We start from the raw sequence: 25,305 nt of genomic DNA on the forward strand, positions 1-25,305 counted from the left end.
GTTTCGATACCTATCCCTCCTTATTTTTTGATACACCTCTGAATTATTAGTAGATAATGAAACATATTACCATAATTTTGTTTTAAAATGGAAGAGCAGTACTATCATTAAATGAAGTTTCGCTTTATAATAAAAACATCATTTTGTTCAAAGGGAGTGGGCTGTATGAATTACCATGTAAGATTGGCAGAAGAGACAGATATTGGTGCTGTTCAGCGTATTGTTTGCCAAAGCTGGCATGATACATATGAAGGCATTATACCCAGAAGCATTCAGGATGCATTTTTAAATAAATCATATAGTAATCAAACCATGCTTCAGCGTATCGAGCTTTCCAGTCTATATGTTGTGGAGTCGGATAAACGAATAGAAGGGTTTGCGAATTTTAGCCGGGTATCAGAAAAAGGAATCAGTACGCTTTATGCTATTTACTTGTATCCGGATACACAAGGGAACGGAATGGGAACAGCGTTATTAGAATATGGGATAGAGGATTTGAAACCTGCGTTTATTCAGCTAAATGTAGAAAAGGAAAATGCAAAAGGGATGGCGTTTTATAAAGGAAGAGGTTTCAAGATTATTTCTGAATTCACCGAAGACCTCAGCGGGCACACGTTACATACCTGTACAATGGAATTAGAAGTAAATCGTTCCTCTAATTAATCATTAGAACACGCTTCTGATTTTTGCTATACTAAGGAACATAACCGAATTGGAATAGGAGAAGTTGACATGGCGACAACACTACTAACTAGAATCAACGAACGGCTCCATCAATTTTCTAAAACTGAGAAAAAGATTTCGAAGTATATTTTACATCATGCAGAGCTTATTCCAAATATGACGACGAAAGAATTAGCGAATAAGGCGGATGTGAGCGAAGCAAGTGTTATTCGTTTTGCAAAGACAATCGGAATTGGAAGTTTTAAAACCTTTAAAATTTCCTTGGCACAGGAGTTAGCGGTAACAGATGATTATATCACTGACTTTTCTATTTTACAGAAAAAAGATTCTCCCTATGAATTGTTTCAAAAAGTCGTTCATGTGAATAAAAATGCGATCGAGCTGACGATGGAATCTTTAGAAAAAAAAGAGCTGGATGATGCAGTCAACGTGCTAAAAAATGCTCGTAAGATTATATTTTATGGTGTAGGCGGCTCATCGATTGCTGCGCTCGATGCGGTATATAAATTTACGAAACTCGGATATGAAGTGGAGTTTAATGCAGATTTTCACTACATGCTGTCAAAGGTGCCTCATTTTAACAGCCAGGATGTATTTGTAGCCATCAGTATGTCTGGAAAGACGAAGGATGTTTTAGATTTAGCACGATTGGCTCAAGAAAAAGGAGCTAAGGTTATTGCAATAACGAACATGAATAAGTCCCCGCTATATAAAGAAGCAGATATTCGATTAGCGACACCGAATGTAGAGCAGGATTTCCGGATTGGAAGTATTACTTCAAGAATGACCCAGCTGACGATGGTAGACAGCTTGTATATCAGTATTTTTAATATCATCGGTGAAAATGTGCTGGATGAATATCAAGAAGCTAGAGATTATGTTGTGAAATTAAGAAGATAGCTTCTTTTTTTATTATAAAATGAAATTTAATTTCACAAAACATATAAATCTTATTGACTTTTAATTTCAAAAACATTTAAAATAGAGTTATAAGCGAATAGAGGAGAGTGATGATATGCTCGATAAGTTAACAACAGAAATGCGAAATCAGCATTCGATGCATTTAGATGAGATGTCGACAATGGAAATTTTAGAGACAATGAATAAAGAAGATGAGCAGGTTTTAACAGCAATCAAGGAGCAGCTGCCGCAAATTGAGAAAGCTTCAAAATATGCGATTGAATCGTTTAAGAAAAATGGAAGACTGATTTATGTCGGAGCTGGTACAAGCGGCAGGTTAGGCGTTTTAGACGCAGTGGAATGTGTTCCTACATTTGGTACGCCGTCAGAGATGGTTCAGGGAGTTATTGCGGGTGGTATGAAAGCGCTTTACGAAGCCGCAGAAGGTGCGGAGGATAATCCGGAGCTCGGCGCTGCTGACCTTAAAAACATTCAGCTCTCAGAAAACGATACAGTAATTGGAATAGCTGCGAGCGGACGTACACCGTATGTTATCGGCGCTTTGCAATATGCTGATTCGAAAAAAGCGAATACAGTCAGCGTATCCTGTAATAAAGATGCTGTCATGAGCCAGTATGCTTCTGTAGCAATTGAACTGAAAACAGACGCGGAGGTGCTGACTGGTTCTACAAGATTAAAGGCCGGGACTGCTCAGAAAATGACTTTAAATATGATTTCGACTGCAGCAATGGTAGGCATTGGCAAGGTTTATCAAAACTTTATGGTGGATTTAAAGCCGACGAATGAAAAATTATTGGAAAGGTCTAAACGAAACATAATGGAAATCACTGGAGCCGACTATGATACAGCAGCCTCCTATTTTGAAAAGGCAAACAACCAGGTGAAGGTTGCGATTGTGATGATACTGCTGGAATGCTCCTATGATGATGCGGTGAATAGATTGAATAATTCGGATGGATTTGTTCGACATGCGCTGACAAAATAAAGGGAGGGTTTACCATGAAGAAAGAACAGAGAATGGCCGCGGAAATTTTAGAACAGGCAGGCGGTAAAGGTAATCTCCAGCGGATTGCTCACTGTATGACACGGCTGCGCTTATCTTTAAAGGATGATTCGAAAGCTGATTTGGCAGGGTTAAAACAGATTGATGGCGTAATGGGCGTGGTTGAAGATGAGACACTGCAAATCGTAATCGGGCCTGGTACTGTCAATAAGGTTGCTGCAGAAATGAGCCAGCTGACTGGATTTGGCATCGGGGAAGACGCAAATGCGGATGATTTAACGTTTGAAGAAAAAGCAGCACTGGATAAACAAAATATGAAAGCAAAGAACCGGACCCCCTTTAAAAACTTTTTACGTAAGCTTGGAAATATTTTTATACCTTTAATTCCGGGCCTTGTAGCATCAGGAGTTATTAATGGCGGAGCGAACTTTGCAGTCAACGCAGGGGTGGATCCAGAGCAAAACTGGATGCAGATATTGCTCTTGTTTGGCGGCGTTATCTTTGCTTCCTTAGGAATCTTAGTAGGCTGGAATACTTCAAAGGAATTTGGCGGAACTCCGGTATTAGGTGCTATAGCAGGAATGATTTTATTTAGCCCGCAGCTTGAAAATATTGCGATTTTTGGAGAGGAATTAACTCCCGGCAGAGGCGGTTTGTTTGGTGTTATCTTTGCTGCCTGGCTGATGACGGTTGTTGAGAAAAATGTGCGTAAAGTGATGTGGAATGCAGTTGATATTATTTTTACTCCTTTAATTACCGTGCTGGTTGTTGGATTTGTATCCTTATTTGCCATTATGCCGGCAGCAGGTTTATTATCCGATGGAATCACTAAAGGGTTGATTGCCTTGATTGAGACGGGCGGCGTTCTAGCAGGGGCCGTTCTGGCAGGGTTCTTCCTGCCATTGGTTACGGTTGGCCTGCATCACGGTTTGACACCGATTCACTTAGAGTTGATTAATGCGTTTAATGAAACGGCACTGTTGACCATTTTAGCGATGGGCGGCGCCGGGCAGGTTGGCGCAGCGATTGCGATTTATGTAAAAACCAAAAATAAGCATTTAAAAAATATTATCAAAGGAGCTGCTCCGGTTGGCTTCTTAGGGATTGGTGAGCCGTTAATGTACGGGGTGACCCTGCCGCTTGGAAGACCGTTCTTAACCGCTTGTTTAGGAGCATCCATCGGCGGAGCGTTCCAGGCAGTGATGAATACAGCAGCTGCAGGAATTGGCGTTTCAGGCTTATCATTGATACCATTAATAACAAATGGGCAGTATATAAGCTATTTTCTAGGACTTGTTATTTCGTATGTATTTGGTTTCTTATTTACGTATGCGTTCGGCTTTAAGGATAGTATGGCAGATGGAATTTAACAATTAACAGGAGGCTGCGGCCTCCTGTTTCTTCTTATATAATAGATGGAGGGATAGTTATGTTAGGGATTTCTATTTATTTAGGGAATACACCAATAGAACAACAGATTCCCTATATTCGAAAAATGAAGGAAAGTGGGTTTCATTCCATTTTCACCTCTTTGCATATTCCGGAGGATGATCAGACAGTATATAAAGAGCAACTTCAGGCGCTTGGTAAAGCAGCGAGTGAATTAGATATGGAACTCATGGCGGATATTTCACCAAATTCGTTACAAACATTAGGCTTTAACTGGGAGAATGCAGATCAATTACTAAACTGGGGACTCTCCGGTCTAAGGATTGACTACGGTATTGATGACCAGACAATCATTGATTTATCACATAAAATGCGGGTTGCATTAAATGCCAGTACCATTGACGTGGACGCGTTAAATCATTTGAGGGCGAATGGTCTCCATATGGAAGCGGTAGAAGCATGGCATAATTATTATCCGCGTCCGGAAAGCGGGTTAGGGTCCGTTGATTTTATTCAGAAAAATAAAGCATTAAAAGAAGCTGGTTTGACCGTAATGGCTTTTATACCGGGAGATAAGCAATTGCGGGGCCCGCTATACGAAAAATTGCCAACCTTGGAACAGCATCGCGGGTATTCTCCATTTGCTGCATATCTGGAATTAGAAAAATTCGGTGAAGTTGATAAAATCGTTGTTGGTGATGTTGAAATAGGGGAGGATTCTCTGAAACAATTTCAGGCCTATATCCAGAAAGATGAAATACTAATCCGGGCTGTTTCTGATAAACGAGCAGACTCTGAAATAATCCGTAAAGCAGCGGCTGCAATGACCAACCGGGCGGATTATGCAAGAGATTGTATCCGTGCCGTTGAATCGAGAAGCTATGCGCAATTTGGAGAATCAGGTGTTCAGGCTCAAAACAATACGGAGCGCCCTGCAGGTTCTGTAACGATAGATAATGAAAAATATTTGCGTTACCAGGGTGAAATTCAAATCACCTTAGCCGATTTACCGGCGGATGAAAGGGTAAATGTGCTTGGGCAGGTGATTGAAAATGATTTACCGCTGCTTCCATGGATCGAGGGGAATCAGAGATTTCGGATCGAATGGCTGTAACGGACTAAATGCTGCAGGGATATCCATTAACTAATGATGAGCTCTTTTCATTTTATACAGAGAGAGCTGCGACCTTTCACTTTCCTAGCCATGTTATTTCTATAACAGATTAGGAGTGCATCTTATTTTATTTGATAATCAGAAGATATGAGATATTTATTCACCTCGAATGAAAAATGTGAAATAATATAGGAAGGTTAAAGGAAAAGTGGGGATGTTTAGTGGATATACATATTGTTCGGATGACACAAAAGTATGCAGTGGAGGCACTTTGCTGGAAGTACGAAAAGCCGTATGATTTTTATAATAATGTGTTAACGACTAGTGCGATTGTAGAATTGCTTGGCGGCGGCTATTACGCAATGGTAGATTCATCTCACAGGTTAATTGGTTTCTTTTGCACAGGCCGTTCAGCCAAGGTTCCTGTTGGAGATAGAAATGCAGCTTATATAGAAGATTGTGTTGATTTAGGTTTGGGAATGAATCCACAGTTGACTGGAAAAGGAAACGGAGATTCATTTTTAAAAAGAATTCTTCATTTTATTGAGCAGGAGCATAAAGGCAAGGCAATTCGACTTACCGTTGCATCGTTCAATAAACGAGCAATCCAGTTATATAAAAAAAATCACTTTATTAAAGAACATCAATTTCGCTATAAAGGAATAGAGTTTATAACGATGAAACGTAACAATCCAGCAATATAGACAAAACGTACATTTATCGGATTAATAGTTATTTGCGTAGGACAAAACCGCCTTCTTTCATAAGATGTATTATGCATTGGAAAGGAGGGAGTCCGAATGAGCCGAGATAAATGTCAATGTAGCCGTTGTTGCAATTCGAACCGGGATGAGGATGTACGTGTTCATCCAACAAGGCATGAGGTTCGTACTACTAATAGCGTGAAAACTGTAAAAAACATTCACCCGACAGAAATTAAAAATGTGCATCGCACAATTGTCCGCAATGAAAATTATTATCCAGTCAGAGAATCCAATGTGAACGAAACGGTTGTTGAAAATTATGATTGTGGCAGCGACGTAAACGATTCAAGTAACTGCCGCAGAGTAGGTGGTTCTAATAATGGCGGGGGTGGAAATCACCATCATTCCGACCATTGCGGCAAACGTTCTGAGAACCGCTGCAAAAAAAAACGTTCCTGCGGTTGCGGCAGAAACCGTAATTGGTTCTTCTAAAAATTGAAATATTATTAGCTGGAGAGCCTGCGCTTCTCCTGATTATCATGATGTCGTAAAATAACTCTTATTAAGAAAGCTTTTCAATGGGAAGAAAATAACCCATGAAATGCTTCTTAATAAGAGTATTTTTTGTGTTTTAGAAAGGCGTTTTTCTTGAGCAGATATCTTGAGATAGATAAGTGATTATGGTAATAATATTAATTGTGTTTAAAAAACGACAAGCATTTGTGATAAACATAACATTTTAAAAGAAGAAATATTGGAGGTATACGAATGAAAATTGCAGCAATGATTGGAAGCAACCGCGCAGAATCTTACAACAAACAACTTGTTGAATATATGAAGGACCGTTATCAGGAAAAAATAGAAATTGATATTTTGCCGATAGAAAAATTACCTTTCTATAATCAGGATGAGGAATTAAATCCGCCAGAAATTGTAAAAGAAATTCGTCAGCGTATCAAAGATAGTGACGCTATTTTATTTGCTACACCTGAATATAATGGGTCTATTTCGGGTATGTTAAAAAATGCAATCGACTGGTTCTCCCGTGTTGATTTAGTTATGGTAAATAAACCTGGAATGGTAGTAGGAGCTTCAATGGGAGTTCTTGGTACAGTAAAAGCTCAACTACAGCTTCGTCAAATTTTAAATTCTCGCGGAGTCGGGGTATTGACTCTGCCAGGAAATGAAGTATTAATTGGTTCCGTGCAGAACAAGATGGACGAGCAAGGAAATCTGGCGGATGAACAAACCATTGATTTTCTTGATTCCGTTGTTCATAACTTTATCGATTGGTGCGATACGTTAAAGAATTAATTTTATCGAGGTTCCGTGAAACTGCGGGTTTGGCCTTTGTTCTTTTTAAATTTCAGCAGGGGAAACTCCCACTGAATAAAGCTTCAGTTTATGCCGGTGATTTTACAGTCACCGGTTTTGTCTTTTTTCACACTGAAACCATTCAATTGGAGAACCGAAAGTTTCGGCTGAATAAAGTTTCGTTTTATAATGAAGCAAAATTGGGAAAGAAATAACTATATGAAAAGTAATGACTCACCGATAGCTAAATAAAAATGTAATCTTTAATGAAAGAAGGGTCGTAAATGGATGAGAGTCATGAATCATCAATAGATACAAAAAATATTAGCCGGGCGCCCATTCTGATTGTTTTATTATCCGGAGCCTTTGTAGCTATTCTGAATCAGACGTTACTAGGAACGGCGCTGCCTCATATGATGGCGGATTTAGATATTGATGCAAATACAGTACAATGGCTGCAATCTGCTTTTATGCTCGTAAATGGGATTATGATCCCGATTACAGCCTTTTTAATTGGGACGTTTACGACGCGCAGTTTATTTCTAACCGCGATGTCCCTGTTTACAATAGGTACACTGGTTTGTGGCGTTGCACCAGAGTTTTTCTCACTTCTGCTGGGGCGTGTTCTGCAGGCAGCCGGTGCAGGAATTATGATGCCGTTGATGCAGACCATTTTGATTTTAATTTATCCAAAGGAAAAACGGGGCAGTGCAATGGGAATGTTCGGTTTAGTTATTTCCTTCGCACCCGCCATCGGACCGACGCTATCTGGGTATATTGTAGAGCATTTTCCTTGGAGAACGTTATTCTTCATGGTTTTGCCAATTGCTATCCTAAACATAATTATCGCTTACTTTTTACTTAAAAATGTGACGAAACGGACTTTCCCTGAATTGGATAAGCTATCCGTTTTATTATCTACACTTGGTTTCGGCGGTATTCTATACGGATTCAGCACCGCTGGAAATGCAGGCTGGTTAAGCTATCAGGTTATCGGTTCCTTAGTTATCGGCGGGGTTATGCTGGCATGGTTTATTACCAGACAAATGCATTTGAAAACACCTATTTTAGAATTTCGGGTGTTTAAATATCGGATATTTACAATCACTACCGTATTAGGTATGGTTACGTTTATGACAATGATTGGAGCTGCTGTCATTTTGCCGCTTTATATGCAGCAAATGTTAGGATTCAGTGCCTTTCATTCAGGGCTGGCTTTACTGGCAGGTGCTGTTATACAAGGGTTAATGAATCCGATTACCGGAAGGCTCTTTGACCGATACGGTGCCAGGTATTTGGCAATGATTGGTTTAGTGCTGATTGTCGGTACGACCTTTATGTTAAGCACGTTAACGACAGAAACAAGCTTTATATTTATCGCAACGATTCATGCCTTGAGAATGCTGGGGGTGGCTATGGCGATGATGCCTGTTACAACAGCAGGTCTCAATGTATTGCCCGAAAAGTATATTTCGCATGGCACAGCAGTGAACAATACTTTAAGACAGGTTTCCGGAGCAATCGGTACAGCATTGCCAATTACCATTATGTCTACAGCATCTATCCCTGAACAGGGAATCCAAGGGATGGTTCATGGTGTCAATGTTTCTTTCCTTGTCACTGGAATAATCTCTATCATTGCGCTGGTATTGACATTCTTTATCCATGATCGGGATTAACTATTTAATATAATGAAAAAGACCTTAGAACACCGGATGTTCTAAGGTCTTTTTCATTATACGCTGAATACTTCTACTTTTTTGCTGTCTGTTTTGTTGTAAGCTCCGTGCATCACAGGACCAACATACTCGTTTAGCTTCCAGCCGTTAGCAATAGCAGCTGCAACGAAGATTTTTGCTGCTTTTACGGCATCGTGCACGTTTTCACCGTGAGCTAAGTTTGCAGTGATTGCCGCAGCGAAAGTACATCCTGCTCCATGGTTATAGCTTGTTTCTATTTTTTCGCTTTCTAATAAGTCAAAGTCTGTTCCGTCATAGAACAGGTCAACAGCTTTATCGTGGTCAAGCTGTTTTCCGCCTTTAACGACAACATTTTTTGCACCTAAGGCGTGAATTTTTTTAGCAGCTTCCTTCATTTGCTCTATGGTCTTAATTGGAGCCATTTGAGCTAATTGCGCTGCTTCAAACAAATTAGGCGTTACAACCAGAGAACGAGGCAATAATTCTTCACGCATCGCGTCTGTGTTTTCCGGCTGAAGCACTTCATCTTCCCCTTTACATACCATGACAGGGTCAAGAACATACTTCTCAATATTGTATTCATCAATTTTTTTTGCGCCTAAATTAATAATATCTACAGATCCCAGCATTCCGGATTTCATTGCATCTACGCCGACAGAAAGGATCGTGTTCAATTGTTTTTCAACGACTTCCGCATCAATCGGTGTAACGTCATGTCCCCAGCCTTCTGGATTCATTGTCACAATGGAAGTCAGAGCGGTCATGCCATATACATTATGCTCCTGAAAGGTTTTTAAATCTGCAGCAATCCCGGCTCCGCCGCTAGAGTCAGAACCAGCAAGGGTTAATGCTTTTTTCATAGTCATTGGTTTTCCTCCTTAAAGTCAGTTATACTCATAAATTAAATGATGCTGACTCTCTAAAAATTACTTTTCCTTTGTTGCTAGGATAATCCTTTCTAACTCAATTGTAAAGCCATCGAAATGCGACAGGCAAGATGCCGCTATACGTTAATAAACGAATCGGTTGCATTAATCTGTCCCTTTATCTTCGTTGCATGTAATTTTTCTCCCTGCAGCCATTTTTGAAAAGAGAAAATAAATGGCTGACGATTGCCTCCCAACGCAAACCAAGCAGCTTGTTCTTTTGGCAAGTACAGTGCTGTATGCAGTGTCCCTGCCCATGCACCGTATTTTTCAGAAAAGATTCCTTGTTCGATATCATTTAACATACGAAACGCTTCATAAGGTGTATGAATATCCCTCTGCTTTGTTAGGATTCTCTCCAGCCGTTCCATTGATTCATCTGAACGGTACCGGTTCTCTTCTGTTAATGCATTGAAATGGTTTGTACAGCTGCTATCTTCCCGGACAAAGAAAGAGCGGGGGGAAACCTCCACAACGAGTGATTTTCCAGTTGTATCTAATAATACATAGTTGAAGGTATTCCGGTGCGGGATCTCACGAAGTAATTGAACGGCTTCTTCCACAGTGGCACAGTTTTCTAAAAGCAGTCTGCCAATCATATTGCAGACAAAGCCATCGCCGGATTTTTTACGGTTGACGAAATTATAGCCCATCGTCAGCCCTTTTTCATTGATTCCGTCCGTACGCCCGGTGATTTGCATGGAAGGACCGACACTGGCATATCCGGAATCAGAGGGAGCGAATAAAACATAACGGCCTTCATAGGAATGGGGGGCATTATCATAATTTCGTACCAGGTAATCCTGCTTGGTATTAATGGAACAGCCGCTGCGGCCGTATTCATAATAGTAACCGCCAAATTCGCGAATGGCATCATTCCAGGGGATGCCTAATCCATCACTTAATCCTTCTATTTCTTCCCAAATAGCCGGAGAAAATGCTTTGAATACTGCTTTTACTTCTTCTTCATCAACAAGGAAGTTTCTCCAGCGTTTGCTGAGCAGTGCTTTCCGATGGTTGATTATGGGTGAATTCTTTAGTTTTTCCGCCTGAAAAAGTCCGAATTGATAATGGCCTCCACGGAATTGTATAATATCAGCATGAACAGATTTCATTGTTGCTCTCCATTTCTTTCGTAAATGTATTGCTAGTGTATCTTGTTTAGAGTGATTAGAAAAGAAATCAGCTTTATCATGGAGAATCGTTCGTAAAACTCCTGCTAAGTGAACTTTCGTTTAATGGAAAAAGAGGAGATTCAGATGACAGAAAAGATAAGCTATACGGAATTATATCAAAAATTATTTCATTACTATGGCCCTCAAGGGTGGTGGCCAGCAGCTTCTGATTTTCAAATGCTGATCAGCGCTATTTTGGTTCAGCGGACAAATTGGAAAAATGTCGAGTTGGCTCTGGCGAACCTGGGGAAAGATGCAGCTGCTGAGCGTTTAATACAAATGGAAGAAGCAGTGCTTGCCGAAAAAATACGCCCAAGCGGCTTCTATCGAATGAAAGCGAAGAAAATTAAGGCCTGGCTGCATTGGTTTCAAAAATATGACTTTCAGGTAGAGAGGATTCAAAGCGTTGATCAAGCTGTTCTCCGTAAAGAACTGCTGGCAATCCATGGAATCGGAGAGGAAACTGCGGATGCGATGATGCTGTATGCTTTTGATAAAGCCGGTTTTATTGCGGATACCTATGCGATGCGGTTGTTTCATCGAATCGGCTATCAGCTTCCCAAAACCTATCATGCGCTTAAAATTGAAGTGGAAAATTTCTTTCCGCATGACTTAAAAATGCATCAGGAATTTCACGCATTAATTGTGGAGCATGGAAAACAATATTGTAAGAAGACGCCGTTATGTGAAAACTGTCCGCTTCTTTCGTTTTGCTGGACGGGGGAGAAAAAAACAAATGGAGAACGGAATCTGTTAAGTTAAGAAGAATAAACTTTTAAAAAGGTGAATCAGGGACAGGAAATGAATTATCTACTGCCCTTGATTCTCTAATCGATCTATTTTTTTCTGTAAAAGGTCAAGCTGTTGCTGCATTTCTATCAGCTGGCGGCTCGTAACAGGTGAATTTTCTTCAAAAGCTGCTTCTTCCTCTTCTACATCTTCATTGTATAGAATCGTTGATCCGACGAGGGACATAATACTTCCTAATGTAGTAACCACTCCGCCATAATAAAGTAATTTATCACCAAGGCTTTTCTCGCTCACATTAAAATTTGTTGGGGTGTTAAGGAAAAAATTAGACATGATAGGACACTCCTGTAAATCTTTTTATTATTGCTTTATATTCATGGAATAGTTATATATAGGTTAATATATGTGTTTCCTAAAAAAAACTCTACAAATAGCGGATGTTCATAAAATATTCATTTCTAAATGGTGCAGCGCACTGTGTGGTGAGCGGCGAAAAGCATGCTGTTGTATAATGGAGTAGAGGATATATTGTAATTGATTATGTTGTGTTTAAGGGTGGTGATCCGTTGTTAAAGGAATTTACAAAAGATTTTCGAAACAGGATGATTTGGATGGGGGTGGCGTCCCTTTTTATGGCACTGGCCATCGTAGGGCAGAGCTATCTCGTGGTAACGATTATCCAGCAGCTGTTTTTGGATAATGCGGCATTTTCATCTATTCTTCCTGCTGTTTTTATATTGATTGGCATGCTTTTGGTACGAACGGTTTTTCAATATATGATAAAAGGCTCCGGCATAAAAATGGCTCAGACTGCGAAGGTTTCGATACGGGAAAAATTGCTCCGTCATTTTACCAGCCAGCCTATGATCGATGCAGATAAAGGACAGTCTGGCCGGAAGACAAGCTTATTTATGGATACGATCGATGAAATAGACGGCTATTTCAGTCAGTATCTCCCTCAGGTTATTCAATCTGTCGGCATTGTTCTGATTGTCTGGTTAGTTATTTTTATTCAAAATTGGACAAGCGGACTGATTATTCTTGTTTCCGCTCCCTTTATTCCTGTCTTTATGATGATTATTGGTATAAAAACAAAGGATAAATCAAAGGAACAGCTGTCTGAATTAGCAGCTTTTTCAGGAACGTTCCTGGATACATTACAGGGTCTGCCGACGGTGAAATTATTTGGCCGGTCTCAAGAACAGAGAAATAAAATTGATCAGGATAGTACAAGCTTCCGGGATGCAACGATGGGTGTGCTGAAGGTTGCCTTTACAAACTCCTTAGCGCTGGAATTTATCGCTATGCTGAGTATCGGTCTGATTGCTTTAGAGATTGCAATCCGGATGATTATTTTTCAAAATCTCAGCTTTTTTACGGGATTTTTTGTTTTACTTCTTGCGCCGGAGCTGTTCAGTCAATTGAAACAGCTGGGCTCCGCTTTTCATTCCGGACGCGCAAGTATGGGCGCAGCCTCACGGGTCGAGGATGTGCTTGATGAAGAGACGACTCCAGTTTCTTGGGGAACTGCTTCATTAAAAACCGATAAAGCACCCGAATTAAGGCTGGAACAGGCTTCCTTTCATTATGAAGAGGGAAACTTTCAATTAGCGCCGGCTTCGATGCGGATTTTACCGTATGAGCAGGTTGCCATTATTGGTAAAACCGGTGCAGGTAAGTCAACCTTGCTGCATGTATTAGCTGGTTTTCTGCCGGCGAAAGAAGGAAACTTTCTAATTGACGGTATTGCGCAAGAAAAGGTAGAAAAAGCAGATTGGTTCGGCCGGATTGGTTATTTATCGCAGCAGCCCTATGTGTTTTCTGGAACCGTACGGGATAATATATTACTCGGCTCTCAGGAAGAACAGCATGATAAAGTCATACAGGAGGTTGCGGAGCATGCAGGAATCTGGAAGTGGATTACTGCTTTACCAGACGGATTAGATACGATCATCGGAGAGGGAGGCAGAGGCTTATCGGGAGGAGAGAAGCAGCGGATTGCGATTGCCCGCACCCTTCTGAAAAAACCGCAAATTCTATTCTTTGATGAGCCGACAACCGGTCTCGATATCCAGACGGAGCATATTTTGCAAAAATCGTTAGATACCTTAAGAAACCAAACAACGATGATTACTGTTGCGCACCGCCTGCATACAATCCGTAACGCCGATAAAATCTTTCTGCTGGATCAGGGAGAAATAGCAGGAGAGGGGACACATGAACAACTTTACAAAAACAATGAAATGTATCGAAAAATGATCCATACACAGCAAGGAGGGCGGGAAGCATGAAGGATATCAGTCTGGTCTTAAAAATGATGTTGAAAGAAAAAAGGGATATTCTGATTTCTATCTTCTTTGGATTTTTAGCGGGGATTACCGCTGTCTCCTTATTTGCAGCAAGCGGTTATTTGATTTCACAAGCCGCTTTTGCACCGCCGATCTATACCTTGATGATTCTGGTAGCGAGTGTGAAGCTGCTGGGGATTACCTCAGCTGTCAGCAGATACGGGGAACGCTATTTTTCTCATCGCGGTACCTTTACGATTCTGAAAAATATCCGCCTGAAGGTTTATGATCAGATAGAGCCGCTGGCAAGCAGACTTTTGCAAAAATACAGAAGCGGGGATATTCTGGCACGGATCGTCGGTGATGTAGAGAGCTTACAGCATTTCTTTTTACGTGTGTTTTATCCGCCGGTGGTATTGGCAGCTGTTTTTACAGCTACGATTTTCTTTACGATGTATTTATCCATAGGGGTGGCTATGACAATGATTGGCGGCGTGATTATCGTACTGGTTGTTTTCCCATCCATCTTTTATCTGTTTCAGAAAAAGACAGCTGTAACGATGCGGGAAAAAAGAGGTGCATTGTCCTCGGAATTTACAGACTATCTGTACGGGTTCCGGGAATTGACAATCTTTCAACAGGCGGAAAGGAAAAAACAGCAGCTCGATAATAATATGAAGCAATACGAAGAAATAAAGGCGAAAGAAAATCGCCAGCTTGCTATCCGGGAAGCCGTTGTTATCTTCTTTTCTTTTTTCATTGCAGTAATTATTCTCGTGCAGGCAGGGTTTTATGTATCAGAGGGAAACCTTGCCGGAACACTGTTAGCGATGCTGTTTATGATTGCCATTACGGTGTTTGAGGATACGTCATCGATGGCAGTGCTTCCTGCGCATTTAGAAGAAAGCAAAGCTTCCTCTAAACGTCTCACCGAGGTTTGGGAAAAGGAGACGCAAACCGAAGAGGCTGTTCATGAAATTGAAACGGATGTACCGATTCAATTTGATTTTAAGGATGTTTCCATTCAATATCCCACTGAAAAGAAGCCGGCTGTGCGTCTCACTGCTTTTCAAATCAAGCCGGGAACAAATATCGCCATTGTCGGGCCAAGCGGCTCAGGGAAATCGACGCTGATGCAGGCGATGCTCACTTTTGCTCCCATCCAATCCGGTCAACTTTTAGTAAATGGGCAAGAGCTTGATAAAATTGCTCCAGACAGTCTTTGGAGACAATTGAATGTATCCCTGCAGCATAATCATTTTTTCTACGGAAGTATTTATGAAAACCTGCGATTTGCGAATAAAGAGGCGGGGGAAGAAGCCTGCCAGGAAGCATTAGAAAAGGTTCAATTAAGCCATTTTTCATTAGAGGACCAAGTATTGGAAAAGGGAACGAACCTGTCTGGCGGAGAAAAACAGCGTCTGGCACTTGCCCGTCTGTTTTTACGGGATGCTTCTGTCTGGCTGCTGGATGAGCCAACCTCATCTTTAGATGCGATTACAGAGCAGGAAATAATGGAGGAAATAGAAAAGGCAACAAAATATCAGACGGTGGTAACCATCAGGCATCGTTTAACAGGCTTGGAAAAGATGGATCAGATTATTGTCATGAACCACGGAGAAGTCGTTGAACAAGGCACTTATATGGAGCTGATGGGGAAGAAAGACGGCTACTTTAAAGCGATGAAGGAGCTGGAAAATAGTCAACTGGTGTAACGGCAATAAACAGTCGTATCTAAAACGGATATTTTGTATTTTTCGCTTATATGGGAAACAAAAAAATGCCCTCAGCTAATCCGATTAAAAAATCGGTTAGCTGAGGGCATTTGTGTATTATCTATCCTTAGCTGCAGCGACAAATGCTAAAGCAATTGCTGCAATCAGGACGATGAAAGGAGCGATGAAAATCAGAAATTGGTTCAACATGTTATCACTTCTTTCCTTTAATATAGTTTTTATCAAACAGGAATAGCTTTAACAATAAATACAGAGACGGAACTAAAAGCGCCATACCTAAGATAAAGACAACGATAAGCGAGATGGCCATTGCCGGATTGGTAAACCCTTCATGAATGCTGATATGAGGGTATAAAAGGTATGGATAATGGGCTATCCCGTAACCGAAGAAAGCAAAGGCAAATTGTCCGGTAAGGAGCCAAAATGCTATTCCATAATTTCGGCGCTTCCAAATCAGGATGACGGTCAATATCCATAACACAAAGGAAACGGCAAACATCCACCAGAGACTTAAGAGATTTGCAAAATGAGCTTCGTTATGGAAGTAAAGCTCGACAATTATTCCTGAAGCGGCAATAATCAAAGGAATGGACCAGCCTAATGCGTACTTTCTCATTAAGTTTGTTGCATCCATATCGCCTGTTTCATTTGCATACCAGGTTAAGAACACTGCTGAGATATATAGCACAGCCACAATACTTAAAACAACAATGGACCAGGTTAACGGGCTGAAAAACAGGGCGCTGTAATCTAAGACCGGATTTCCATCCTCCATAAAGACAAAGCCGCCCTCCGAAATGGTCAGAACAATCGACAGGGAAGCCGGAATAAGCAACCCGGACAGCCCGTACATAATGGCATATCCTTTATGCCCCTGTTTTCCGTAGGATTCAAATGCATAATAAGAACCCCGTATTGCCAGTAAAATCAGTGCCAAGCTGCCCGGAATCAGTAAAATGGTTCCGAAATAGTAAGCAGACTGCGGGAAGAAGCCGACGATTCCGACAAAGAAGAAGACAAAGAATACATTGGTAACCTCCCAGACAGGGGACAGGTAACGCTGAATGATTTTCGAAAGAATATGCTGCTTTCCGGTAACGATGCTGTAGGCATTGAAAAAGCCAGCTCCGTAATCAATGGATCCAACAATGATATAACCAAATAAGAATAACCAGAGTACGGAAATACCGATAATTTCTAATATCATGATTCGTCACCACCTTGCATACGTTCTAAATCTTTTTCAACCGGGTTTTTCCGGAACATATACGTTAATACAACAACCGTTCCGACACCCAGAATAAGGTAAAGGATGGCAAATAACAAAAACATCCAGCCGACATAATCACTTGTTGTAGCAGCTTCCTCAATGGTCATCAGCCCTCTTAAAATCCATGGCTGGCGCCCGACTTCCGCCATCCACCAGCCGGCTTCAATGGCTAAGAAGGAGAGCGGTCCGCCTGCGACGATCAGCCAGCGGTACCATGTTTTTTCAACGAACGCCCATTTTCTCCGCATTCCAAACCAGTAAAGCAGAGATAAGGCAATCATAAACATCCCGATGGTGACCATCGTATCAAAGAAATAATGGATGACGAGCGGAGGCTGTTCTTCCGCCGGAAATTCCTCCAGACCGGTTACTTCTGAACTCGGGAAGCCATGTGCAAGAATACTCAAGGCATAAGGAATATGCAGGGCATAATTGGCTTCATTATTTTCATCTAACACGCCCCACATCACTAATGGCGCTTCCGTGCTTGTCTCAAAATGCCATTCTGCCGCAGCCAGCTTTTCGGGCTGATATTCTGCTAAGTATTTACCGGATAAATCACCGATCAAAGCTGTTGCGATTGCAAAGATTAAACCAATCTTCATAGCCATATGCAGGGACTTTTTATGATACTCCTGATTTTTCTTTTGAAGCAGCCGGAATGCCGCAATCGCAGCGAACATAAAGGCAATCGTCATATAGGCTGTAGACAGCACATGAGCAACCTTAGTCGGCATGGATACAGTAAACATGGCCAGAACCGGATTCGCATTAATCAAATCTCCGCCTATGATGTCAAAGCCTGCCGGGCTGTTCATAAATGAATTCACCACGGTGATAAAATAAGCTGACATACCGCCGCCGACAGCTACCGGAATCAATAAAAGCAAGTGTTTTTTCGGATTGTCAAAACGATCCCATGTATATAAATAAATTCCTAAGAAAATCGCTTCAAAGAAAAAGGCGAACACTTCCATAAATAATGGCATCGCGATAATATTTCCTGCTAATTCCATAAAGCTCGGCCACAGCAGAGATAATTGAAGTCCGATAATCGTACCTGTTACTACTCCGACAGCAACGGTAACAACAAATCCTTTCGCCCAGCGTCTGGCCATCAACAGGTAATGATTATCGTTATTTTTGATCCCGATCCATTGGGCAATCATAATCATTAAAGGAACACCGACACCGATTGTGGCATAAATAATATGAAATGATAATGTCAACAGCGTCAGCATTCGGCTGGCATACGCCGGATCCTCAAATAAGGTCATGGGTCAACCTCCTCTATTATGTGTTTTTTTACTCTATTTTTTAACATTCCCTGTGTATACAGTTTTAATCAGATTCTGTCAAAAATTCATATTGCTGAAGAAATTCCTCCTGATCATACGTTTTTTCAATAAAGGTCAGCTTGTTATGGTGATCGATGAGTACAATAGTGGATGCTCGGGTGCCATAATCAGGTGTTTCGATAAAGATGGAAGACAATGCTTTTTCTAAATCTGCACGAATCCCTGTCTGGGGCAGAAGTTCGCTGTCAGCTTGTGTCCTGTTTTGTAAGCTGTGTAATAAATCTTCTGTTTTCATTTCCGGGTGTGACTGAATATAATCCGTCAGTTCCTTTTTAGAATGTTCGACTTTTGGCCAGGGGGTATTTAGCGTATCGTTGCTTAATCCATGAACCCCTGCTTTTATCTTAGAACCCTGATTATACACATTATTATAGTGATACAAAGTGTCCTTGTCACCGAAAAGAATGTTATATCCGGCGTAGTTATGACGATTTTTTGAAAGCTGCTCTAAAAACAATTCCCCGTCAAAATTCTGTAACAAAAAATCTACCGGGAGTTCTCCGCGGGAAAATGTCTTAGATGCTGGAAGAGAAGGGTCCCGATAATTGGTCACCGCAGCAAATTTTCCCTGCTTGGAAACGGCCAGCCAGGTTCCCAGCTGGAGCAAATCTCTGCCGGCCAGAATATCCGGCATGTCATCCCAAAAAGCTGCCGGGAGCGTTGGTCTATGAAAAAATTCATCCCGGTTACTGAGTAAAATGAATTTATATTTTGGATGTGCATGATAGGCAAAGGTGATTAAGCACATGGAATAGCTCCTCCTTTTTCTTTTAATATCGAATGAATAGCTTGTCTTCAGTATACTTTTCTGATATTTTAGAATCAATGTTATCGCATTCCCTGAAATAAAATGCATTTCTCTATTGACAACGAGAAAAAATCTGATAATAATTAATATCAATACATCGAACGTTATGGAAGGACTAGTAAGTAAGCCGTCACAATGACAGAGATGGAATCAGAGGATAGAAGCAAATTTTAATTGCATTTGTCCAATGCTGTGAGATTCCTCATTGTTGATTTACTGAACCTGCCTTTATCAGTCTTATGCAAAACATAAGCGTCTTCCGAACGTTATCTCGGAATAAGTGAAATACGGTTGTCCAGGCGGGCGCAGTTAAAGAATCGTATTTAAGTTGTGGTGGTACCGCGGAAGTAAACTCTTTCGTCCCTTCTGTTTATAAGGGATGGAGGAGTTTTTTTATTGCCTGGTTGAAATGTTTTTAGAAAGTGAGAGGTGGGATGACAATGGCAGCAAAACGTATTGTCGTTAAAATAGGAAGCAGCTCGTTAACTAATACGCATGGGGAAATTGACCAACAGCAGCTGGAGGATCATGTGCATGCCCTCGCGCTGCTTCATCAGAATAATATGGAAGTGATTTTGGTTTCCTCGGGAGCAATTGCTGCAGGGTTTAAGCAGCTGGGCTATTCTTCAAGACCTGTTACGCAAAAAGGAAAGCAGGCTGCAGCGGCAGTCGGTCAGGGTCTGCTGATTCAGACCTATATGGAAAAGCTAAAAGAATACAATATTACTGCTGCTCAAATCCTTTTGACCAGAAGTGATTTTTCTGATCAGGGGAGATATCGAAATGCTTATGCGACAATGGAAGAATTGCTGGAGCGGCGGGTCATCCCGATTATCAATGAAAATGATACGATTGCCATTGACGAGCTTACGTTTGGAGATAACGATATGCTTTCTGCATTAGTAGGCGGTTTAATTCATGCGGATCATTTAATTCTTTTAACTGATATCAATGGCATATATGATAAAAATCCCACTAGACATCCGGACGCAACACGCTATGACCATTTAATGAAGCTCAGCACAGAGCTGATTGCACAAACAGACGCGACTGGCTCCAAAGTAGGGACAGGCGGGATGAAGTCGAAGCTGATGGCTGCGAAAATGGCATCTTCCGTGGGCATTCCGGTATTTATTGGACGGGGTTACGGAAAAGAGAAGCTGGCAGCTATTTTAGATGGGAAGGGCGACGGCACCTATATCGACAGTGAAAGAAAAGCGCATTTACCGGCGAATAAACAATGGATTTCCCTGCATTCGGATTTAGATGGCCGGGTAGTTATAGATGAAGGGGCAGAAAAAGCCTTAATGTATCATGGCAGCAGTTTGCTTTCCCCAGGTATTACGGCGGTGGAGGGCTATTTTGTAAAAGGGGATGTTGTCGAGGTTTATGGAAAGTCCGCTTTATTAGGGAGAGGACAGGTGAAATGTTCCTCCGAAGAATTAGATGCCGTTATGAAATTGCGTGAATCAGATTATATTCACGCTGTACCGACAATTGAGGTGATCCACCGTGATAAGTGGGTATCATTTGAGACAATGAAAGGGGAATTATCATGAGTGAAGTAATCGAAAAAGGAAAGCTTGCTAAAAAAGCCAGTTATCAAATTGGAACATGCACGACGAAGGAAAAAAATGAAGCATTATTAAAAATTGCCAATGGTTTGAGAGAAAATGAGGAAGCGATTCTTGCAGCCAATCGATTGGATATCCAGGCTGGAAAAGAGAAAGGTTTGTCTGCGTCACTGCTTGACCGTGTGGAATTAAATCAACAGCGTATTGCTGACATTGCGGATGCGATTCTGCAAATTATTGATTTAACTGATCCAATCGGCGAAGTACTTGAAACGATTGAAAAGGATAATGGCCTAAAGATTATTAATACACGTGTCCCAATCGGCGTTGTCGGCATGATTTACGAAGCAAGACCAAATGTCACTGTTGATGCAGCAACACTTGCTGTTAAAACAGGAAATGCCATTATCCTACGAGGCAGCTCATCTGCGATTCATTCCAATTTGGCAATTGTCAAGGTAATCCATGAAGCATTGGAAGACAGTGCGGTTATTCCTGATGCGATTCAATTAATTGAGGATACAAGCAGAGAAACCGCAAGTGAACTATTTCGATTAAACGCATATTTAGACGTGCTTATCCCGCGTGGAGGGAAAAACCTGATTGATACCGTTGTCAGAGAGTCACGTGTTCCAGTAATCGAAACAGGTGCCGGAAACTGCCATGCTTATATTGATGATACAGCAAATCCGGAGATGGCAAAGGAAATTACTTTAAATGCGAAGCTGCAGAGACCATCTGTGTGTAATTCGATTGAATCGCTGCTTATTCAATCAGATTGGTTTGAACAGCACGGAAATGATTTAATCGCTTCCTTGATGGAACAGGGCGTTACAGTTCATGGCGATGCACGTGTTGTAGAAAAGATACCTTTTGTTCAAGAGGCGGCAGAGGAAGACTGGAGAACGGAGTATCTTGGTTTAGAAATCAGTGTGAAAACCGTAGCGGATGTGCATGAAGCAATTGATCATATTAATACGTATGGCACGAAGCATTCAGAAGCAATTATTACAGAAACGGCAGCTCACGCTGAAACTTTCAAGCAAAAAGTAGATGCAACAACGGTGTACCATAATGCTTCTACGCGCTTTACGGATGGCTTTGAATTCGGGTTTGGTGCAGAAATTGGCATCAGCACACAAAAGCTGCATGCGAGAGGGCCAATGGGCTTAAAAGCATTAACATCGAATAAATTTATTGTTTCCGGTGAAGGGCAAATTCGGGAATAAGAGATAAATGTAGAAGGGAGCGGTTTTCGCTCCCTTTCTTTTGTGAAGAACACTAAATTAAATATGCTAAAATGAACTGCTTTTATTTGAATTTCAACATTATTTTTCACAGACTACGGGAGACCAGAGCCCTTCTTTTTCCAATGTAACACTTTCTTCTTCATGCAAGTTCTCCATACACTTTTCAATAATCAGCTCGTTCGCTTTATGATTGTTATTAATTTGTATAGCCAAAATACTCCCAATGGTAATAATCGTAGTGCAAACGATAATTGCAAAGATAATATTCAATGTATCTTTTTTCAATTTTATCCGCTCCTTTCACCTTATTTAGACTACCAGTAATTGGTTATTCTTTAAAGGCTGGACACCAAGTCATTGCCAATTGTCAGTATCTTTCAGTTTGCAAAAGCAGGAAATCGCGATAGAATAACAATATAAAGGATGCAGAAAAGAGAGGTTCGACATGCTAGAGCAAATAACAGATGACATTTACCGTCTTGTTGTCCGGTTTAAAGGGGCTATGGGAGAGGTAAACAGTTATCTTATCAAAGGCGACAATGGTTATACCGTGATTGATACAGGAATCCATGCACCAGAAACAAAAGCTTTATGGGAGCGTGTTCTAAGTAAGTATAAAATTGAAAAGCTTGTGCTAACACATACGCATGAGGATCATATCGGCTTAGCTCGCTGGTTTCAAGAAATCTATGAAATTCCTGTGTATGTGTCCAGGCGCGGTTATGAAGAAATGCATAAGGGAAGAGATGCGAAAGCTCGTAAAAATCGAATAAAGCGTTTAATCAAAAAACATGGAGCTCCGCCGATTCCTTTAAAAATAAGAGATGAATCCCATATTTATAAATTTGAGCCGAATGGATTTTTTGAAGATAATGATGAAATAACACTCGGAAACCGGTCATACCAGACGATATGGACGCCTGGCCACGCACCTGATCATTATTGCTTCTATCAGCCGGAAACAGAAATGATGATTATTGGTGATCATGTATTAAACCATCTTTCCCCGGTAATCGGGTTATGGATGGGAGAGGAACACAATGCGCTGGAAGCTTATTTTGAAGCACTGGAGCTATTGAAGGGCTATCAGGTACGCCAGGCGTTGCCGGGGCATGGTGATATCATTGAAGACCTAAATGAACGGATAACAGATATATTCCAACGTCATGAAAAACGGCTGCAGCAATTATTGGAGCTGATGGAAGAGGAAGAAATGACTGCTTTTAAATTAACAACAAAAGCGTATGGTCCGATGAAAAGTCTTGCCTTTGCCAGTCAATTTATGGCGACCTTGACACGATTGATTTATTTAGAGGAACAGTCAAAAATAAACGTGCAGACTAAAAAAGGGAAGAATTTTTACGAACTACCGGCCAAAGATTTACAAGCTATTAGGAGCTGATAACAGATGAAGTTTGCAGCAATTGATTTTGAAACAGCCAATGAAAAAAGAAACAGTGCCTGTTCAATAGGTGTGGTCCGTTTTGATGAGCAGGAGATTTTGGACGAGTATTACTCCCTGATCAACCCGATGAGTGATTTTCGCAGTATGAATATCCGGATTCACGGTATCAGAGAGGATGACGTGCAGGATGCGCCTACTTTCGAAGACCTGTGGCCTGCCTTGTATGAAAAACTGGAAGGGCATATTATAGTAGCGCATAATGCCAGTTTTGACATGAGTGTGCTGCGTCAATCGCTATTAAAATATGATTTAAGACATCCTGACTTTACTTCCTTATGCACTGTGAAAATATCCCAGCGTGTATGGCCACATTTAGAAAATCACCGCTTGCATACAGTAGCTGATTATCATGATATTCCATTAATTCATCACCACGCTTTAGAAGATGCAAAGGCTTCTGCGTTTATTTTGATGAAGGCTCTGGAAGCACAGCAGGATGGGAATGCGGAACACTTTTTAGAAAGATGGCTGGCGTCAAAAGCTAGCAAACGCCGAAGCTATCCCAAAACAGGCTCTAAAAATAAGACAGGGCGGGGATCAACGAAGCTGTATTTATAAAAAATAGAATTTGATTTCACAGGAATTGATATCAGAAATCAAAAAAGATGGTTACTTTTTAACTGTTTAAAAAGAAAAAATTAGGCTATCCTTATCATTGCTTTTTTTAGAAAAAAGGCGTATGATAAATTCTACAAGCTACATTGTTCGTATCAATAAAAGTTTTAACCTCTAATGTTGGAATAGGGAGTTTTACATCGAAATTGAAATGTCGAGCCGTCATAAAGGAATGGAAGACAGGAAGGTTTCTGCGGACACCCACTTTGCGAAGTGGTGGTTTAAAACTTTTTATTGCATGGTACGGCAAATGTGGCCTGTATACATAATTTATTATCCTATCCCGGCAGCGGCCTCGCTCCCGGGATTTTTATATTTTTAAATAAGCTCTCTTTCATTAAGGTGAAAGAGAAAATTTGCATTGTCATTAGCATCAGTTTGGAAAAAATGGTTATCTTTTTCCGACTTGGAAACAATACGATTTAATGAATTGAACTGAAGTACAGAAAGGATGTATTGAAAATGACAAGTCGATTTGATGATAAGGTAGTGATTGTAACAGGCGCAGCAAGCGGGATTGGAGAAGCAACTGCGGTGAAATTTGCTGAACAGGGTGCCAAGGTAGTACTCTCTGATATGTCCGAGAAAGGGAGACAGCTGTCAGATGAACTCAATCATAAGGGACTGAAGACAACTTTTATCCAAACGGATGTGACTAATGAAGTGGATATTCAAAAATTAATACAGGAAACAGTTGCCGCATATGACCGTCTAGACATCGTTTTTGCAAATGCAGGAATCGGGAACAGCACAATCCTGCATGAATTGTCTTTAAAGGATTGGCAGAAGGTAATCGACGTTAATTTAACAGGCGTATTTCTAACGAATAAATATGCGATTAAGCAAATGTTAAAACAAGAAAAGGGCGGCGCCATTGTAAATAACGATTCAATCCATGGCTTTGTCGGCAAAGCCGGGGTCAGCGCCTATGCTGCTGCAAAAGGCGGGGTGAAGCTGCTGACTCAGACAGCTACAGCAGAATATGCAGCAAAAGGAATCCGAATCAATAATGTCAATCCTGGCTATATTGATACGCCATTACTCAAAGATGCGCCAGATGAAGCAAAGCAAGATTTAATAAGACTTCATCCTATTGGAAGACTTGGGAAACCAGAGGAAGTAGCGAATGCCGTTCTATTCTTGGCAAGTGAGGAAGCTTCTTTCATTACAGGGGCAAGCTTGCTGGTTGACGGCGGATATACAAGTGTATAATTTGAATAAAAGTCTCCTGATACAGGGAGATTTTTTTCATTGGGGGGAG

The 25,305-nt window shown here is 41.0% G+C and carries 25 protein-coding genes and 1 other RNA gene; 18 read left to right on the forward strand and 8 right to left on the reverse strand.

All coding sequences use genetic code 11. The features are described 5' to 3' along the window. Positions 1–165: 165 nt before the first annotated feature. The 9 genes from MKY45_RS10760 to MKY45_RS10800 all read left to right on the forward strand — a co-directional run bounded on the left by MKY45_RS10760 (position 166) and on the right by MKY45_RS10800 (position 8,808). The gene (locus MKY45_RS10760) at positions 166–663 is read left to right on the forward strand and encodes a GNAT family N-acetyltransferase (RefSeq protein ID WP_256706193.1); all 498 of its coding nucleotides are present in this window, start codon (positions 166–168) and stop codon (positions 661–663) included. Positions 664–732: 69 nt separating this feature from the next. Further along, positions 733–1,584 (forward strand): MurR/RpiR family transcriptional regulator, encoded by an 852-nt coding sequence (locus MKY45_RS10765; protein ID WP_042533681.1) that lies wholly within the window; start codon positions 733–735, stop codon positions 1,582–1,584. A gap of 115 nt (positions 1,585–1,699) precedes the next feature. After that, complete coding sequence (gene murQ, locus MKY45_RS10770) at positions 1,700–2,590, forward strand: N-acetylmuramic acid 6-phosphate etherase (protein WP_042533683.1); 891 nt, start codon at positions 1,700–1,702, stop codon at positions 2,588–2,590. Positions 2,591–2,604: 14 nt separating this feature from the next. Beyond that, positions 2,605–3,978 carry a PTS transporter subunit EIIC gene (locus tag MKY45_RS10775; RefSeq protein WP_042533685.1) on the forward strand — a complete coding sequence of 458 codons (1,374 nt, stop codon included), beginning with the start codon at positions 2,605–2,607 and terminating at the stop codon, positions 3,976–3,978. A gap of 59 nt (positions 3,979–4,037) precedes the next feature. Further along, positions 4,038–5,111, forward strand: coding sequence for a DUF871 domain-containing protein (locus MKY45_RS10780; RefSeq protein ID WP_256706194.1), 1,074 nt, complete (start codon positions 4,038–4,040; stop codon positions 5,109–5,111). Positions 5,112–5,332: 221 nt separating this feature from the next. Continuing rightward, positions 5,333–5,815: a GNAT family N-acetyltransferase gene (locus tag MKY45_RS10785; protein ID WP_341172913.1), complete on the forward strand. Its 483-nt coding sequence runs from the start codon at positions 5,333–5,335 to the stop codon at positions 5,813–5,815. 96 nt (positions 5,816–5,911) lie between these two features. After that, the gene (locus tag MKY45_RS10790) at positions 5,912–6,307 is read left to right on the forward strand and encodes a spore coat protein (protein WP_341172914.1); all 396 of its coding nucleotides are present in this window, start codon (positions 5,912–5,914) and stop codon (positions 6,305–6,307) included. Positions 6,308–6,583: 276 nt separating this feature from the next. Further along, positions 6,584–7,129 (forward strand): NADPH-dependent FMN reductase, encoded by a 546-nt coding sequence (locus MKY45_RS10795; protein ID WP_256706196.1) that lies wholly within the window; start codon positions 6,584–6,586, stop codon positions 7,127–7,129. Between the two features lie 284 nt (positions 7,130–7,413). Next, on the forward strand, positions 7,414–8,808 hold the full coding sequence (locus tag MKY45_RS10800; protein WP_256706197.1) for a DHA2 family efflux MFS transporter permease subunit: 1,395 nt from the start codon (positions 7,414–7,416) through the stop codon (positions 8,806–8,808). Positions 8,809–8,864: 56 nt separating this feature from the next. Here MKY45_RS10800 and pdxK read toward each other — a convergent pair whose 3' ends face one another. After that, complete coding sequence (gene pdxK / locus MKY45_RS10805; protein WP_256706198.1) at positions 8,865–9,695, reverse strand: pyridoxine/pyridoxal/pyridoxamine kinase; 831 nt, start codon at positions 9,693–9,695, stop codon at positions 8,865–8,867. Between the two features lie 137 nt (positions 9,696–9,832). After that, on the reverse strand, positions 9,833–10,870 hold the full coding sequence (locus MKY45_RS10810) for a C45 family autoproteolytic acyltransferase/hydolase (RefSeq protein WP_193062020.1): 1,038 nt from the start codon (positions 10,868–10,870) through the stop codon (positions 9,833–9,835). A gap of 144 nt (positions 10,871–11,014) precedes the next feature. Between MKY45_RS10810 and MKY45_RS10815 the strand changes: the two genes are divergently transcribed. Further along, the gene (locus tag MKY45_RS10815) at positions 11,015–11,692 is read left to right on the forward strand and encodes an endonuclease III domain-containing protein (RefSeq protein ID WP_193062021.1); all 678 of its coding nucleotides are present in this window, start codon (positions 11,015–11,017) and stop codon (positions 11,690–11,692) included. A 48-nt stretch (positions 11,693–11,740) separates the two neighbouring features. Here the strand turns inward: MKY45_RS10815 and MKY45_RS10820 are convergent, their stop codons facing one another. Continuing rightward, positions 11,741–12,013, reverse strand: coding sequence for a hypothetical protein (locus MKY45_RS10820; protein WP_212929120.1), 273 nt, complete (start codon positions 12,011–12,013; stop codon positions 11,741–11,743). A gap of 233 nt (positions 12,014–12,246) precedes the next feature. Here MKY45_RS10820 and cydD point away from each other — a divergent pair, with 233 nt between their 5' ends. Next, the gene (gene cydD / locus MKY45_RS10825) at positions 12,247–13,971 is read left to right on the forward strand and encodes a thiol reductant ABC exporter subunit CydD (protein ID WP_256706199.1); all 1,725 of its coding nucleotides are present in this window, start codon (positions 12,247–12,249) and stop codon (positions 13,969–13,971) included. After that, positions 13,968–15,683 carry a thiol reductant ABC exporter subunit CydC gene (gene cydC / locus MKY45_RS10830; RefSeq protein WP_256706200.1) on the forward strand — a complete coding sequence of 572 codons (1,716 nt, stop codon included), beginning with the start codon at positions 13,968–13,970 and terminating at the stop codon, positions 15,681–15,683. Before cydD ends, cydC begins: the two co-directional genes overlap by 4 nt. 117 nt (positions 15,684–15,800) lie before the next feature. Here the strand turns inward: cydC and cydS are convergent, their stop codons facing one another. The 4 genes from cydS to MKY45_RS10845 all read right to left on the reverse strand — a co-directional run bounded on the left by cydS (position 15,801) and on the right by MKY45_RS10845 (position 19,080). Next, positions 15,801–15,893 (reverse strand): cytochrome bd oxidase small subunit CydS, encoded by a 93-nt coding sequence (gene cydS, locus MKY45_RS23305; protein WP_374705745.1) that lies wholly within the window; start codon positions 15,891–15,893, stop codon positions 15,801–15,803. A gap of 4 nt (positions 15,894–15,897) precedes the next feature. Beyond that, positions 15,898–16,911, reverse strand: a complete 1,014-nt coding sequence (locus MKY45_RS10835) for a cytochrome d ubiquinol oxidase subunit II (RefSeq protein ID WP_193062024.1) — start codon at positions 16,909–16,911, stop codon at positions 15,898–15,900. Next, positions 16,908–18,251, reverse strand: a complete 1,344-nt coding sequence (locus MKY45_RS10840; protein WP_256706201.1) for a cytochrome ubiquinol oxidase subunit I — start codon at positions 18,249–18,251, stop codon at positions 16,908–16,910. Before MKY45_RS10840 ends, MKY45_RS10835 begins: the two co-directional genes overlap by 4 nt. A gap of 64 nt (positions 18,252–18,315) precedes the next feature. Beyond that, positions 18,316–19,080: an NRDE family protein gene (locus tag MKY45_RS10845; RefSeq protein ID WP_256706202.1), complete on the reverse strand. Its 765-nt coding sequence runs from the start codon at positions 19,078–19,080 to the stop codon at positions 18,316–18,318. Between the two features lie 500 nt (positions 19,081–19,580). Here MKY45_RS10845 and proB point away from each other — a divergent pair, with 500 nt between their 5' ends. Beyond that, positions 19,581–20,699, forward strand: coding sequence for a glutamate 5-kinase (gene proB, locus MKY45_RS10850; RefSeq protein WP_042533711.1), 1,119 nt, complete (start codon positions 19,581–19,583; stop codon positions 20,697–20,699). Next, positions 20,696–21,943, forward strand: coding sequence for a glutamate-5-semialdehyde dehydrogenase (locus MKY45_RS10855; RefSeq protein WP_256706203.1), 1,248 nt, complete (start codon positions 20,696–20,698; stop codon positions 21,941–21,943). Before proB ends, MKY45_RS10855 begins: the two co-directional genes overlap by 4 nt. Positions 21,944–22,042: 99 nt before the next feature. Here the strand turns inward: MKY45_RS10855 and MKY45_RS10860 are convergent, their stop codons facing one another. After that, positions 22,043–22,249, reverse strand: coding sequence for a hypothetical protein (locus tag MKY45_RS10860; protein ID WP_212929126.1), 207 nt, complete (start codon positions 22,247–22,249; stop codon positions 22,043–22,045). 160 nt (positions 22,250–22,409) lie between these two features. On the opposite strand from MKY45_RS10860, the gene MKY45_RS10865 reads away from it, so the two are divergent. The 4 genes from MKY45_RS10865 (at position 22,410) to MKY45_RS10880 (ending at position 25,256) form a co-directional block, all read left to right on the forward strand. Next, positions 22,410–23,366: an MBL fold metallo-hydrolase gene (locus MKY45_RS10865; protein WP_256706204.1), complete on the forward strand. Its 957-nt coding sequence runs from the start codon at positions 22,410–22,412 to the stop codon at positions 23,364–23,366. 6 nt (positions 23,367–23,372) lie between these two features. Further along, complete coding sequence (locus MKY45_RS10870) at positions 23,373–23,987, forward strand: 3'-5' exonuclease (protein ID WP_042533719.1); 615 nt, start codon at positions 23,373–23,375, stop codon at positions 23,985–23,987. Positions 23,988–24,119: 132 nt separating this feature from the next. Further along, positions 24,120–24,307: non-coding RNA, 6S RNA (gene ssrS, locus MKY45_RS10875), on the forward strand. Positions 24,308–24,506: 199 nt separating this feature from the next. Next, the gene (locus tag MKY45_RS10880; RefSeq protein WP_042533721.1) at positions 24,507–25,256 is read left to right on the forward strand and encodes an SDR family NAD(P)-dependent oxidoreductase; all 750 of its coding nucleotides are present in this window, start codon (positions 24,507–24,509) and stop codon (positions 25,254–25,256) included. Positions 25,257–25,305 lie beyond the last annotated feature (49 nt).

It is taken from the genome of Oceanobacillus sp. FSL K6-0251 (assembly GCF_038004725.1).
GTDB classification, from domain to species: domain Bacteria; phylum Bacillota; class Bacilli; order Bacillales; family Amphibacillaceae; genus Oceanobacillus; species Oceanobacillus oncorhynchi.